Origin of the sequence: Kitasatospora sp. NPDC098652, from assembly GCF_044760155.1 — a bacterium.
GTDB lineage: Bacteria > Actinomycetota > Actinomycetes > Streptomycetales > Streptomycetaceae > Kitasatospora.
Genome location: NZ_JBIWAQ010000005.1, coordinates 496,501 through 510,406, shown reverse-complemented (window position 1 = coordinate 510,406; position 13,906 = coordinate 496,501). Strand labels below are relative to the sequence as shown.

Here is a 13,906-nt window from a genome sequence, read left to right as displayed (position 1 = left end):
CCCCACCCACAGAGTCGGCGGTCCGAAAATCACCCAGCCCCCGGAGCGCCCACCCCCGGAACCGCCCCCGGACCAACCCACCCTCCCGAAAGCCCCCCAACCCCCCCAGCCCCGCGCAGCGGCCCCCACACACCCCCGGAATGCCCCCACCCCAAAAAAACACCAACGACCCGCTCCCCCGAAGGGAAAACGGGCCGTCAGCCAAGCCAAGCTCAAACCATCAGCGATGATCCAGCGCCGGGTTCACCGTCACCTCAACCCGCTGGAACTCCTTCAACTCCGTGTACCCCGTCGTCGCCATCGCCCGCCGCAGCGCCCCGAACAGGTTCATGGTCCCGTCCGGAGTGTGCGAGGGCCCGGTCAGGATCTCCTCGGTGCTGCCGACCGTCCCGAGGTCGACCCGCTTCCCCCGCGGCAGCTCCTCGTGAACCGCCTCCATCCCCCAGTGGAACCCCTTACCCGGCGCGTCCGTCGCCCGCGCCAGCGCCGCCCCGATCATCACCGCGTCGGCACCACAGGCGACAGCCTTCGGAATGTCCCCGCTGTACCCCACCCCGCCATCCGCGATCACGTGCACGTAGCGCCCGCCGGACTCGTCCATGTAGTCCCGCCGCGCAGCCGCGACGTCCGCCACCGCGGTCGCCATCGGCACCTGGATCCCCAGCACGTTCCGGGTGGTGTGCGCAGCCCCCCCACCGAAGCCCACCAGCACGCCGGCCGCGCCGGTCCGCATCAGGTGCAGCGCAGCGGTATACGTGGCGCAGCCCCCGACAATCACCGGAACGTCCAGCTCGTAGATGAACTGCTTGAGGTTCAGCGGCTCGGCAGCGCTGGACACGTGCTCGGCCGAGACGGTGGTTCCGCGGATGACGAAGACGTCGACCCCGGCGTCCACGACGGCCTTGGAGAACTCGGCGGTCCGCTGCGGCGAGAGCGCAGCGGCGGTGACGACGCCGGATTCGCGGACCTCCTGGATCCGCTGCTTGATCAGCTCGGCGCGGATCGGCGCGGAGTAGATCTCCTGGAGGCGCCGGGTCGCAGTGGCCTCGTCGGTGATCGCGGCGATCTCGTCCAGCAGCGGCTGCGGGTCCTCGTAGCGGGTCCAGAGGCCTTCGAGGTTCAGCACGCCGAGCCCGCCGAGGCGACCGATGGCGATGGCCTGCTGCGGCGAGACCACGCTGTCCATGGGGGCGGCCAGGAACGGCAGCTCGAAGCGGTAGGCGTCGATCTGCCAGGCGATCGAGACCTCCTTCGGGTCACGCGTACGCCGGCTGGGGACGACGGCGATGTCGTCGAAGGCGTACGCCCGGCGGCCGCGCTTGCCTCGCCCGATCTCGATCTCAGTCACTTCGAGCCCTTCTGGTTTGTTGCTCATGCCCGCCGGGTCACCCCGGCCGCCCCCAGTATCCCGTACTACCGCTGGTGGCGCCCCGACGGCCCGACCCCCGGACGCGCGGAAGGGCCCGCCGTGGCGGGCCCTTCCGGGGTCGAGCGGGTCAGCGGGCCGAGTAGTTCGGCGCCTCGACGGTCATCTGGATGTCGTGCGGGTGGCTCTCCTTGAGGCCGGCCGCGGTGATCCGGACGAAGCGGCCCTTGCTCTCCATCTCGGCGATGGTGGCGGCACCTACGTAGCCCATGGTCTGGCGCAGGCCGCCGACCAGCTGGTGCAGCACGGCCGACAGCGGGCCGCGGTACTGGACCTGGCCCTCGATGCCCTCGGGGACGAGCTTGTCGTCCGAGGCGACCTCGGCCTGGAAGTAGCGGTCCTTGGAGTAGGAGCGGCCCTGGCCGCGGGACTGCATGGCGCCCAGCGAGCCCATGCCGCGGTAGGACTTGAACTGCTTGCCGTTGATGAACAGCAGCTCGCCCGGGGACTCCTCGCAGCCGGCCAGCAGCGAGCCCAGCATCACGGTGTCGGCACCGGCGGCGAGCGCCTTGCCGATGTCGCCCGAGTACTGCAGGCCGCCGTCGCCGATGACCGGCACGCCGGCCGCCTGGCAGGCCAGTGCGGCCTCGTAGATGGCGGTGATCTGCGGGACGCCGATGCCGGCGACGACGCGGGTGGTGCAGATGGAGCCGGGGCCGACGCCGACCTTGACGCCGTCCACGCCGGCGTCGATCAGCGCCTGGGCGCCGTCGCGGGTGGCGACGTTGCCGCCGACCACGTCGACCTTGACGGCGGACTTGATCTTCTCGATCCAGGCCAGCGCGTTGTGGCTGTGGCCGTGCGAGGTGTCGACGACCAGGAAGTCCACGCCCGCCTCGACCAGGGCCTGGGCCCGGTCGAAGGCCTCGGCGCTGGCGCCGACGGCGGCGCCGACCAGCAGACGGCCCTCGGCGTCCTTGGCGGCGTTCGGGTACTGCTCGGCCTTGACGAAGTCCTTGACCGTGATCAGGCCCTTGATCCGGCCCTCGTCGTCGACCAGCGGGAGCTTCTCGATCTTGTGGCGGCGCAGCAGCGCCATCGCGTCCTCACCGGAGATGCCGACCTTGCCGGTGATCAGCGGCATCGGGGTCATGATCTCGCGGACCTGGCGGCTGCGGTCCGACTCGAAGGCCATGTCGCGGTTGGTGACGATGCCGAGCAGCTTGCCGGACTCGTCGGCGATCGGGACGCCGGAGATCCGGAACTTGGCGCACAGCGCGTCGGCCTCGCCGAGCGTGGTGTCCGGGCCGACCGTGATCGGGTCGGTGACCATGCCGGACTCGGAGCGCTTCACCAGGTCGACCTGGTTGGCCTGGTCCTCGACCGACAGGTTGCGGTGCAGCACGCCGACGCCGCCCTGGCGGGCCATGGCGATGGCCATCCGCGCCTCGGTGACCTTGTCCATCGCCGCGGACAGCAGCGGGATGTTGACGCGGACGTTCCGGGAGACCCGCGAGGAGGTGTCGACCTGGTTCGGCAGCACCGCGGAGGCCCCGGGCAGCAGCAGGACGTCATCGAACGTGAGCCCGAGCATGGCGAACTTCTCGGGTACGCCTGCGGCGTTGTAAGACATTTGGGGGTACCTTCCGTGGCCGGCCTTATCCGCTCGCGCCCAGAGGGAGGGGGCGCGTTGATCGCTCACTCGCGCAGACCGCCGAAAGCCGGGTGGCTTGGAGGAAGCTCCAACGGAACCCCGTGTGCACCCGCAAAACTTTGGCAACCTGCCCAGGCGCCGATACCCCATGGTACTGGCACCGCGAATGTGCCCTCGTGTGCCCTTGACAACACGTGCCCCTGCGGGCTCATTCCGCCCGGCCGGACCCCCCGTGGCCTGCGCCTCCGGTCAGGAGGACTCCTCCGCGAGCGCCCGCAGCCGGCTGAGCGCACGGTGCTGGGCGACCCGGACGGCCCCCGGCGACATCCCGAGCACCTCACCGGTCTCCTCCGCCGACAGCCCGGCGGCCACCCGCAGCAGCACCAGCTCGCGCTGACGGGCCGGCAGGTTGGAGAGCAGCTCCTTGGCCCAGGCCGCGTCACTGCTCAGCAGCGCCTGCTCCTCCGGGCCGAGCGCCTCGTCCGGCACCTCCGGCAGGTCGTCCTGCGGCACCACGGTCGAGCCGGGCCCGCGCATCGCGGCCCGCTGCAGATCGGCGATCTTGTGCGCGGCGATGCCGTAGACGAACGCCTCGAACGGCCGCCCCTGGTCCTTGTACCGGGGCAGCGCGCACAGCACCGCGACACAGACCTCCTGGGCCACGTCGTCCACGTGGTGCCGGGCCCCGCCGGGCAGCCGGACCAGCCGGGCGCGGCAGTACCGCAGCGCCAGCGGGTGGACGTAGGCGAGCAGCGCGTCGATCGCGGGGCCCTCGCCGCGCACGGCGGCCGCGACCAGTTCGCCGACGAGGGGGGAGCCGCCCGTGCCGAGCACCGGCGGGCGGCCCGGACCGTCCCCGGTCACGGCGTCGGTCACGGCGTCGGCCACGGCGTCGGTCACCAGGTCGCCGGATTCCGCGTACGCGTCGGGGCCCGGGTCGGAGGGCTCGGCCTCACCCGGGTCCGCCTGGCCGGCCGCACCGGCGACATCGTCGCGCATCGGTCCATGGTGCCTGGTCGAGCGGGAAAACGCGGCACCGCGTCCGGAGTTGTGCACCGGAACGTTATGCGCTGCGGCACCGTGCGGCGTGCCGCGCACCACCGGCCCCTCCTGCACCGTGCCGCCTCCCGCCGCGCCGCCGTGGGTGGTCCTGTCCGTCGCGCCGTCCGCCGAGTGTCCTGCGGCTGCGTGGTTCGCCGCAGTGCCTGTCCGCTGGTCCCCGAGGTGCTCCACTCCTCCATGGTGCAACCTCGGGACCGTAACGTCACACGCCCGTGCGGCGCCCGCTCCGGAATTCGAGGGCGGCGCGCCGCGACCGGCGGCGCCGCCGACCGGTCAGCGGACCAGTCCCCAGCGGAAGCCCAGCGCCACCGCGTGCGCCCGGTCGGAGGCCCCGAGCTTCTTGAACAGCCGTCGGGCGTGGGTCTTGACGGTGTCCTCGGACAGGAACAGCTCGCGCCCGATCTCGGCGTTGCTGCGTCCGTGGCTCATGCCCTCCAGCACCTGGATCTCACGCGCCGTCAAGGTCGGCGCCGCGCCCATGTCGGGGCTGCGCAGCCGGCGCGGGGCGAGCCGCCAGGTCGGGTCGGCGAGGGCCTGGGTGACGGTGGCCCGCAGCTCGGCGCGCGAGGCGTCCTTGTGCAGGTACCCGCGGGCGCCCGCGGCCACCGCGAGCGCGACCCCGTCGAGGTCCTCGGCGACGGTGAGCATGATGATCCGCGCGCCCGGGTCGGCGGACAGCAGCCGCCGGACGGTCTCGACCCCGCCGAGGCCGGGCATCCGGACGTCCATCAGGACGAGATCGGAGCGGTCGGCCACCCAGCGGCGGAGGACCTCCTCCCCGTTCGTCGCGGTGGTGACCCGGTCCACACCGGGTACGGTCGCGACGGCGCGGCGAAGCGCCTCGCGGGCGAGCGGGGAATCGTCGCAAACGAGAACGGAAGTCATGACCGTCGTCCTCCGCAGCTGATCCGCGTCACGTTGAGCCTCCTGGCTGGTACGAACCTCTCCGACACGGCCGATCGGCGACGGACTTCGTCCTGATCGCCCCGACTTGCCCGCGATCGTTCCCGACGTCCGGCGCCCGCTAACCGCCTCCGCACTACCAACGACCGTCACTCGAATGAGTTACGGCCTTCGGGCCATCTCCACCACTGTACGTGGCCAACCCATTACCGATCAGCCGCATCGCGGTGCACACGCCGCACTTTTGCGCAGCTCGCGCGCGGTGGGCGCACGACCCGCACGCCGGTGCGGGTCGTCGCGCGCCCGTGAGCCACCCGATTGCCACATCCCGCGCCCGCCGAACCCCTTGCCCACTTTGCCCGTTTTTATAGCTTTCGTATGGTCATTGACTGTTGTGCCAGTGTGTGGGTGACTTGTCCATGGAGTTGCCTTAAGTCATATTTCCAGGTGTCCACACCAGCGCGGGGCGCCCCGCCGGGCACCGTTCGGCAGCAGCCCGCCGAAACGCCCGGCCACCGCCGACCGCCTCTGAAGGGAATGAGCCATGGCAGATTTCTCCCGCCTCCCCGGTCCCAACGCGGACCTCTGGGACTGGCAGCTCTCGGCAGCCTGCCGCGGCGTGGACAGCTCGCTCTTCTTCCACCCGGAGGGCGAGCGCGGGGCGGCCCGCAGTTCGCGCGAGACCAGCGCCAAGGAGGTCTGCATGCGCTGCCCGGTGATCGCCGAGTGCGCGGCGCACGCCCTGGCGGTCCGCGAGCCGTACGGGGTCTGGGGCGGGATGACCGAGGACGAGCGCGAGGAGATCCTGGGCCGCTCGCGGCACCGCCTGGTGGAGGTCCCGCTGACCCCGCCGGCGGTCGCGCAGCGTTAGACCCGCGTCCGCGGCGCGCCGTGAAGAAACGTTTCTTCGCGGCGCCTCAGGCCGCTCCGTCCCCGATCGGGGACCCCGGTCACCGACCGTCAGCGATCGGCGGCCGCACCCGCCAGCCGCTCCCGCATCAGCGCGACGGCCGGCACCTCGGCCAGGTCCGGCAGGGTGAGCGCCACCACCCGCCGCACGGCCGGCGCCCCCGAGGCCGTCCGCACCGGAACCGTCGACACGCCGTCAGGACGCACCGACTGGAGGGCCAGCCGGGGCAGCACCGCCACCCCGAGCCCGGCCGCCACCAGGCCGACCACCGCGGGGTAGTCGTCGGTCGCGAAGTCGATCCGGGGCTCGAAGCCCGCTCCCGCGCACAGCTCCACCAGGTGCCCCCGGCACTGCGGGCAGCCGGCGATCCACTGCTCCCCCGCCAGCTCCGCCAGCTCCACCGGACCGCCCCGCCCGGCCAGCGGGTGGGCGGCCGGCAGCAGGCCCACCAGCGGGTCGTCCAGCAGCGGGGTGACCACCAGGTCGGACCAGTCGGTGCCGGCCGACAGCTGCTGGGCCTCCAGGTTCGCCTCGGCCCGGGCCTCGCGCGGCGAACCGTGCCCGGGGGCGGGCGCCGCGGGTGCGCCGTCGGACTGCGGGTAGCGGAAGGCCAGCGCGATCTCGCACTCGCCGCCGCGCAGCATCGCCAGCGACTCCGGCGGTTCGGCCTCGACCAGCGACACGCGCACCCCCGGATGGCTGTCCCGCAGGCGGGCGACCGCGGGCGGCACCAGGGTGGAACTCGCGGTCGGGAAGGAGACCAGCCGCACCCGTCCGGCCCGCAGTCCGGCGATCGCGGCCACCTCCTCCTCGGCGGCGGAGAGCCCGGCCAGGATCCCGGTGGCATGCTTGAGCAGCACCCGCCCGGCCTCGCTGAGCTGCATCCCGCGGCCCGAGCGGACCACCAGCGGGGTGTCCACCGACTTCTCCAGGGCCTTCATCTGCTGGCTGATGGCGGGCTGGGTGCACCCCAGCTCGCGGGCGGCGGCGGAGAAGGAGCCGGTGCGGGCGACGGCACGCAGGACGCGCAGATGGCGGGCCTCGATCATGCCTCAGTTATAAGGCAATCTTTGCATTCTGCAAAATTCTACTGATAGTTGAAGCCTCAAACGGGCTTCCGCCACCCGGGCTCCCCAACACCGGAGGCCCGGCCCGTCCCCCGCGGGGGTCGGACCGGGCCTCCGGTCAGGCGTCGGTGCCTCAGTGCGAGTGGCCGTGACCGCCGTGCGCGTGACCGGCCTCGGCCTCCTCCTTCTTCTCCACCACGAGGGTCTCGGTGGTGAGGAGCAGGGAGGCGATCGAGGCGGCGTTCTCCAGCGCGGAGCGGGTGACCTTGACCGGGTCGATGACGCCGGCCTTCACCAGGTCGCCGTACTCGCCGGTGGCGGCGTTGTAGCCCTGGCCGGCCTCCAGCTCGGCGACCTTGGAGGTGATGACGTAGCCCTCCAGGCCGGCGTTCTGGGCGATCCAGCGCAGCGGCTCGTGCAGCGCCTTGCGGACGACCGCGACACCGGTGGCCTCGTCACCCGACAGGCCCAGGCCGCCGTCCAGCACCTTGGCGGCGTGCACCAGCGAGGCGCCACCGCCGGCGACGATGCCCTCCTCGACCGCGGCGCGGGTCGCCGAGATGGCGTCCTCCAGGCGGTGCTTGCGCTCCTTGAGCTCCACCTCGGTGGCGGCGCCGACCTTGATGACGCAGACGCCGCCGGCCAGCTTGGCCAGGCGCTCCTGCAGCTTCTCGCGGTCCCAGTCGGAGTCGGTCGCGGCGATCTCGCCCTTGATCTGGGCGACGCGGCCGGCCACGGCCTCGGAGTCACCGGCGCCGTCGACGACGGTGGTCTCGTCCTTGGTGATGGTCACGCGGCGGGCGGTGCCCAGCACGTCCAGACCGGCCTGGTCAAGCTTGAGGCCGACCTCCTCGGAGATGACCGTGCCGCCGGTCAGGACGGCCAGGTCGCCGAGGATCGCCTTGCGGCGGTCGCCGAAGCCCGGGGCCTTGACGGCGACGGCGTTGAACAGGCCACGGATCTTGTTCAGCACGAGGGTGGACAGCGCCTCGCCGTCGACGTCCTCGGCGATGATCAGCAGCGGCTTGGAGGTGCCGCTCTGCAGGATCTTCTCCAGCAGCGGGAGGATCTCCTGGATCGAGGAGATCTTGCCCTGGTGGATCAGGATGTACGGCTCCTCGAGAACCGCCTCCTGACGCTCCGCGTCGGTGACGAAGTACGGCGACAGGTAGCCCTTGTCGAACTGCATGCCCTCGGTGAAGTCCAGCTCCACGCCGAAGGCGTTCGACTCCTCGACGGTGATGACACCGTCCTTGCCGACCTTGTCGATCGCCTCGGCGATCAGCTCGCCGACCTGGGTGTCCTGCGCGGAGAGGGAGGCGACGGCGGCGACGTCGTCCTTGCCCTCGATCTCACGGGCGATGGACAGCAGGTGCTCGGAGACGGCGGCGACGGCCTTGTCGATGCCCTTCTTGAGGGCGGCCGGGCCGGCGCCCGCGGCGACGTTGCGCAGACCCTCGTTGACCAGGGCCTGGGCCAGCACGGTGGCGGTGGTGGTGCCGTCACCCGCGACGTCGTTGGTCTTGGTGGCGACCTCCTTGACGAGCTGCGCGCCAAGGTTCTCGTACGGGTCGTCCAGCTCGACCTCACGGGCGATGGTGACGCCGTCGTTGGTGATGGTCGGGGCACCGAACTTCTTGTCGATGACGACGTTGCGGCCCTTGGGGCCGATGGTCACCTTGACGGTGTCGGCCAGCTTGTTGACACCGCGCTCCAGCGAGCGGCGGGCGTCCTCGTCGAACTGCAGGATCTTCGCCATGTTCCCTATTCCCTCGGGGCTGCGGCCGGCCGACCGGCCTCCGAACTACCTGAACCAACAACCACGCCCCGGGCCCCTGTCACTAGGGACACGGATCCGGGGCGGGTCGGAACGACTTACTTCTCGATGATGGCGAGAACGTCGCGGGCGGAGAGGACGAGGTACTCCTCGCCCTGGTACTTCACCTCGGTGCCGCCGTACTTCGAGTACAGGACGATGTCACCGACGGCGACATCGAGCGGCAGCCGCTGGCCGTCCTCGAAGCGGCCCGGGCCGACAGCCAGGACGACACCCTCCTGGGGCTTCTCCTTGGCCGTGTCCGGGATAACCAGGCCGGAGGCCGTGGTGGTCTCGGCGTCGAGCGGCTGGACCACGATGCGGTCCTCGAGCGGCTTGATGGCAACCTTGCTGCTGGTGGTCACGTCCGAGCTCCCCTTCGGAGATTACGGGGCTTTCTAACGGGTAGGGGCGAACCTGCGCATCTGCCGTCGCGGGGGTCAGAAGCGCGTCTTCGCGTTAGCACTCCCCCACTGGGGAGTGCCAAGGACGACCATAGGCCGCCGTTAGCACTCAGTCAACCAGAGTGCCAACGACGCGCACTGCGGGCTCAGCCGGCGGATGAGTAGCCGTACTCATGTGCGGGGCCCGACCGGGCGGCCAGACTCCTGCCATGACCTCGATCCCGCTGCGCGTCGGGCCGGGCCGGCTCAAGGACGCGACCCTCGCCCTCCTCGCCCTGCCCCTGCTGGGCGGCGTGCTCCCGTTCGTCGTCCTCTGCGTCACCGTCGCCGTCGGCAGCGGCTCCGGCAGCTGGGACGACGGGGACGGCAGCGGCTGGGCCTTCCTGGGCATCGGCCTGATGGCCGGTCCGGTCGCCGCCCTCGCCGCGGGCGTCCTGACGGCCGTCCGCACCTGGCGCTCCGGCTACCAGCTCCTCCCGGTCGCCGCCGCCCTCTCGCCGTTCGTCGTGCCGGCGGTGCTCTCCTCCGGCGTCCTGTGGCGGTAACCGCCCGCGGCTCCCGGCACTCGGGTACCGGATCACCCCCTGGGTCACGCTGGGCGCTCCGGCGCTCCGGCCGTCCGGGCTCTGGCCGGCCGTCCGCCCGCACGGCGGCCGACCGGTCAGAATGAGCCCGTGGACACCGAGAACCTCCAGCCCCTGCTGACCCCCGAGGGTCAGGCCCTGCTCGCCGAGCTGCGCGAGTTCGCCCCCGAGGAGGAGCTGGCGCTGGCCACCCGGCTGCGGCGGGAGCACCCGGCGGAGCTGGTGTCGGCGGTGTTCGGCCAGGCGCGGCTGCGGCAGCGGGCGCGGGCGAAGTTCGGGGCGGACGCCGACCTGATGTACTTCACGCCCAACGGGGTCGAGCAGTCCACCCGGCGGAGCGTGGCCGAGTGGCGGGCCCGCCGCTTCGCCGAGCTGGGCGTGCGCACCCTGGCGGACCTGTGCTGCGGCATCGGCGGGGACGTGCTGGCACTGGCCCGGGCCGGGATCCGGGTGCTGGCCGTCGACAAGGACCCGGCGGCCTGCGCCGCCACCGCCGCCAACGCCGCCGCGCTGGGCCTGGCGGAGCTGGTGGAGGTGCGCTGCGCGGACGTCGCCGAGGTGGACGTCACCGGCTACGACGCGGTCTTCACTGACCCGGCCCGGCGCACCTCGCGCGGCCGGGTGTTCGACCCGGAGGCGTACGCCCCGCCGCTCTCCTGGGCGATCGAGGCCGGCCGGCGGACCCCGATCGGCGCGTTGAAGGTCGCCCCGGGCATCCCGCACGAGGCCGTCCCGGCGGACGCCGAGGCCGAGTGGGTCTCCGACCACGGGGACGTCAAGGAGGCGGTGCTCTGGTTCGGCACCGGGGCGGTCCGCCCGCACCGCGCGACCCTGCTGCCGCACGGCGACAGCCTGACCGGCGGCGACCTGCCCGACCCGCCGGCCGGCCCGGTCGGGCGGTACCTGTACGAGCCGGACGGCGCGGTGATCCGGGCGCACCTGGTGGCCGAGGTGGCCGGGCAGGTCGACGGCCGGCTGATCGACCCGAAGATCGCCTACGTGACCTCGGACCGGCTGGTCGCCACCCCGTACGCGCACGCCTTCGAGCTCACCGACGTGCTCCCGTACAACGTCAAGAAGCTGAAGGCGCTGCTGCGCGAGCGCGGGGTCGGCACGGTGGTGATCAAGAAGCGTGGGATGGCGATCACCCCGGAGGAGCTGCGCCGTCAGCTCAAGCCCTCCGGGCCGGACTCCGTCACGGTGATCCTCAGCCGCACCGACAACGGGCCGCTGATGATGCTGGGCCGGCCGGTGGGCCGGCCGGTCTGAGCGGCTACGAGGGCGGCGCCTGGATGTAGTCCTCCAGCCGGGCCACCGAGAAGCCCTGCTCCTGGATCCGGGCCAGCAGGTCCGCGAACATCTGGGTCATGGTGGCGCCCTTGAGCTCCTTGGGGCCGCGGAAGTGCGCCAGGATGATGTCGCCGGGCTTCAACTTCTTGTCGCCCGCCTGGTACTGCATGTCGTGGATCTGCATCGACTCGCGCCACAGCACGATGGCGCGCGGGCCGCACTGCTGCACCGAGGTGTTGAGCATCGGGGTGTTGGCGCCGTCGCCGAACGGCGGGCGGAACAGCAGCGGGGCGGTGCCGTACTGCTGGGTGAGCGCGGCCTGGTCCTCGCAGATCTCGGACTTCTGCTTGTCGGCCGAGAGCTTGCTCATCACCGGGTGGGTGACGGTGTGGTTCTGGATGTGGTTGCCCAGCGCCTGGAGCGGCTTGAAGTAGCCGTAGTCGTTCTTGACGATGTCCTTGGTCAGGAACATCGAGATCGGCACCTTGAGCTCGGTCAGCATCTCGACGAACTTCGGGTCCTTCTCGGCGCCGTCGTCGATGGTGATGAAGACGACCTTGTCGGTGGTCTTCACATCGCTGAACACCGGTACGGTGCCGGTGCGTTCGAGCTTGACGGGCTTGTCGGCGGGCGGCGCGGGGGCCGGGGCGAGCGGCTTGAGGTTCCACTTCGCCCAGGCCGCGGCGTCGCCCTGGGCCGGGGCCGCGCCGGGCGTGGTGGCCGGCGCACCGGGTGTGCCGCCGGCGGGCGGCTGGGTCGCCGCCGCCGTCCCGGCCGTGCTCGCGGCCGGGGCGGCGCTGCCGCCGCCCCCGTTGTCGCCGCACGCGGTGGCGAAGGCCAGCAGGGCCACCGCCCCCGCCGCGTACGTCCTGGTCCTGGTCCTGCCCAGCCCGTCCCTGTTCACCGCACCGCGCTCCCGGTCCCGTCCAGCGTTCTCTCAGCTATGCACGGTAGCGCCGCCGCGGCGGTTCCCGTCCGGGCCCTGCTCGACGTGCTCGCTGGTGAAGGACCAGCGGTGCACCGGACGGCCCAGCAGTTCGGCCGGCGGGTCGGCGACCGGCCCGGGCTCGCCGCTCCACCAGGTGATCAGCAGCACCCTCTCGCCGGGGGCGGAGAGCAGTTCGAGGCGCTCCAGCCCGGCCGCGCCGCGGACCGCGGGAATCGCGAACTCCCGTACCCAGGCGGCGAGTTCGGCCCCGCGACCGTCCGCCGCGCGGGCCTCCCACATCGCGGCGACGGTCACGCGGCGCCGCCGCCGAGGGCCTGGTAGGCCTGGCCGTGGACGTCGCCGTGCCCGACTTCCCCGGCCGGGACGTGGACGTCGGTGACGGGCAGCGAGGAGTCCGCGGACAGCTCGAAGGCGGAGGGGGTGCGGCCGCGCCACACCATCTCGGAGCCCAGCGCCGCCACCATCGCGCCGTTGTCGGTGCACAGGCCCGGCCGGGGCACCCGCAGCCGGATGCCGGCCCGGTCGCAGCGCTGCTGGGCCATCTCGCGCAGCCGGGAGTTGGCCGCGACGCCGCCGCCGATCATCAGGTGGTCGACGCCGCTGTCCTTGCAGGCCTTGACGGCCTTGCGGGTGAGCACGTCGGTGACCGCCTCCTGGAAGGAGGCCGCGACGTCGGCGATCGGCACCTCCTCGCCGGCCCGGCGCTTGGCCTCCACCCAGCGGGCGACGGCGGTCTTGAGGCCGGAGAAGGAGAAGTCGTACTCGGGGTCGTTCTTCCCGGTCAGGCCGCGCGGGAAGGCGATCGCCTTCGGGTCCCCCTCGCGGGCCGTCCGGTCGACGATCGGGCCGCCGGGGAAGCCCAGGCCGAGCACCCGGGCGACCTTGTCGAAGGCCTCGCCGGCCGCGTCGTCGATGGTCGCGCCGAGCGGGCGGACGTCGGTGGTGATGTCCTCGCTGAGCAGCAGCGAGGAGTGCCCGCCGGAGACCAGCAGGGCCATCGTCGGCGAGGGCAGCCGGCCGTGCTCCAGCTGGTCGACGCAGATGTGCGAGGCGAGGTGGTTGACCCCGTACAGCGGCTTGTCGAGCGCCCAGGCGTACGCCTTCGCCGCGCTGACGCCGACCAGCAGCGCACCCGCCAGGCCGGGGCCGGCGGTGACGGCGATGCCGTCCAGGTCGGCGGCCTTGATGCCGGCGGTGTCCAGGGCGCGCTGGATGGTCGGGACCATCGCCTCCAGGTGGGCGCGGCTGGCGATCTCCGGGACGACGCCGCCGAAGCGGGCGTGGTCGTTGACGCTGGAGGCGACCGCGTCGGCCAGCAGCGTGGTGCCGCGCACGATGCCGACGCCGGTCTCGTCGCAGGAGGTCTCGATGCCCAGGACGAGCGGTTCGTCAGCCATGGGGGGTGTCCTCAATGTCCTTCGGGTCGGTGCTGTCAGTGCTCGGGTTCTCGAGGCGCATCACCAGCGCGTCGACGTCGGCGGGCTGGTAGTAGCCGCGCCGGATGCCCACCGGTTCGAAGCCGTGGCGCTCGTAGAGCCGCTGGGCGCGCTGGTTGTCCACCCGCACCTCCAGCAGCAGGTCGGCGCAGCCGCGCCGGGCGGCCTCGTGGATCAGGTCGGTGAGCAGAGCGGTGCCGAGGCCGGCGCCCTGGTGGCGCTCGTCCACGGCGATGGTCTGGACGTCGCCGTCACCGGCGACGGCCATCAGGCCGGCGTAGCCGACGATCGTGCCGTCCGCGGCGGTGGCGACCGAGTAGTGGCGGGTGCCGCCGGGGTGGGCCTCGGCGAGCTCGGACCAGAACATCCCGGCGGACCAGGCGTCCTCGGGGAACAGCCTGAGCTCCAGGTCCAGCACCGGCTCGATGTCCCACCAGCGCATCGGGCGCAGGGTGGTGCCGTGGT

General features: G+C 72.3%; 14 protein-coding genes. 3 read left to right on the top strand and 11 right to left on the bottom strand.

Annotation, left to right across the window (positions count from 1 at the left end):
* Positions 1-220: 220 nt before the first annotated feature.
* The 4 genes from ACIQWA_RS15415 to ACIQWA_RS15400 form a co-directional block, all read right to left on the bottom strand.
* On the bottom strand, positions 221-1,348 hold the full coding sequence (locus ACIQWA_RS15415) for a GuaB3 family IMP dehydrogenase-related protein (protein ID WP_402482419.1): 1,128 nt from the start codon (positions 1,346-1,348) through the stop codon (positions 221-223).
* 148 nt (positions 1,349-1,496) lie between these two features.
* Entirely contained in the window at positions 1,497-2,999 is a 1,503-nt protein-coding gene (guaB, locus tag ACIQWA_RS15410; protein WP_360226340.1) for an IMP dehydrogenase, read from the bottom strand.
* A gap of 270 nt (positions 3,000-3,269) precedes the next feature.
* A complete protein-coding gene (gene shbA / locus ACIQWA_RS15405) occupies positions 3,270-4,019 on the bottom strand; it encodes an RNA polymerase sigma factor ShbA (protein ID WP_402482416.1) in 750 nt (249 codons plus the stop codon).
* A 336-nt stretch (positions 4,020-4,355) separates the two neighbouring features.
* The gene (locus ACIQWA_RS15400; RefSeq protein WP_014136228.1) at positions 4,356-4,967 is read right to left on the bottom strand and encodes a response regulator transcription factor; all 612 of its coding nucleotides are present in this window, start codon (positions 4,965-4,967) and stop codon (positions 4,356-4,358) included.
* A gap of 562 nt (positions 4,968-5,529) precedes the next feature.
* On the opposite strand from ACIQWA_RS15400, the gene ACIQWA_RS15395 reads away from it, so the two are divergent.
* Positions 5,530-5,856, top strand: a complete 327-nt coding sequence (locus ACIQWA_RS15395) for a WhiB family transcriptional regulator (RefSeq protein ID WP_360226337.1) — start codon at positions 5,530-5,532, stop codon at positions 5,854-5,856.
* A gap of 89 nt (positions 5,857-5,945) precedes the next feature.
* Here the strand turns inward: ACIQWA_RS15395 and ACIQWA_RS15390 are convergent, their stop codons facing one another.
* The 3 genes from ACIQWA_RS15390 to groES form a co-directional block, all read right to left on the bottom strand.
* Entirely contained in the window at positions 5,946-6,944 is a 999-nt protein-coding gene (locus ACIQWA_RS15390) for a LysR family transcriptional regulator (RefSeq protein WP_360226334.1), read from the bottom strand.
* Positions 6,945-7,095: 151 nt separating this feature from the next.
* Positions 7,096-8,721, bottom strand: coding sequence for a chaperonin GroEL (groL, locus tag ACIQWA_RS15385; protein ID WP_360226331.1), 1,626 nt, complete (start codon positions 8,719-8,721; stop codon positions 7,096-7,098).
* A gap of 116 nt (positions 8,722-8,837) precedes the next feature.
* Entirely contained in the window at positions 8,838-9,143 is a 306-nt protein-coding gene (gene groES / locus ACIQWA_RS15380) for a co-chaperone GroES (RefSeq protein WP_014136232.1), read from the bottom strand.
* A gap of 248 nt (positions 9,144-9,391) precedes the next feature.
* Between groES and ACIQWA_RS15375 the strand changes: the two genes are divergently transcribed.
* Positions 9,392-9,727, top strand: a complete 336-nt coding sequence (locus ACIQWA_RS15375) for a hypothetical protein (protein WP_402482413.1) — start codon at positions 9,392-9,394, stop codon at positions 9,725-9,727.
* A 129-nt stretch (positions 9,728-9,856) separates the two neighbouring features.
* Complete coding sequence (locus tag ACIQWA_RS15370; protein ID WP_402482409.1) at positions 9,857-11,035, top strand: SAM-dependent methyltransferase; 1,179 nt, start codon at positions 9,857-9,859, stop codon at positions 11,033-11,035.
* Between the two features lie 4 nt (positions 11,036-11,039).
* Here the strand turns inward: ACIQWA_RS15370 and ACIQWA_RS15365 are convergent, their stop codons facing one another.
* Genes ACIQWA_RS15365 through rimI form a run of 4 tightly spaced genes read right to left on the bottom strand, consistent with a single transcriptional unit; the run spans position 11,040 to position 13,883 of the window.
* Positions 11,040-11,960: a polysaccharide deacetylase family protein gene (locus ACIQWA_RS15365; protein ID WP_402482407.1), complete on the bottom strand. Its 921-nt coding sequence runs from the start codon at positions 11,958-11,960 to the stop codon at positions 11,040-11,042.
* A gap of 33 nt (positions 11,961-11,993) precedes the next feature.
* Positions 11,994-12,299 carry a hypothetical protein gene (locus ACIQWA_RS15360; RefSeq protein ID WP_402482405.1) on the bottom strand — a complete coding sequence of 102 codons (306 nt, stop codon included), beginning with the start codon at positions 12,297-12,299 and terminating at the stop codon, positions 11,994-11,996.
* Positions 12,296-13,402: a tRNA (adenosine(37)-N6)-threonylcarbamoyltransferase complex transferase subunit TsaD gene (gene tsaD, locus ACIQWA_RS15355; protein WP_402482403.1), complete on the bottom strand. Its 1,107-nt coding sequence runs from the start codon at positions 13,400-13,402 to the stop codon at positions 12,296-12,298. Before tsaD ends, ACIQWA_RS15360 begins: the two co-directional genes overlap by 4 nt.
* Entirely contained in the window at positions 13,395-13,883 is a 489-nt protein-coding gene (rimI, locus tag ACIQWA_RS15350; protein ID WP_360227664.1) for a ribosomal protein S18-alanine N-acetyltransferase, read from the bottom strand. The genes tsaD and rimI overlap by 8 nt, the downstream gene beginning before the upstream one ends.
* Positions 13,884-13,906 lie beyond the last annotated feature (23 nt).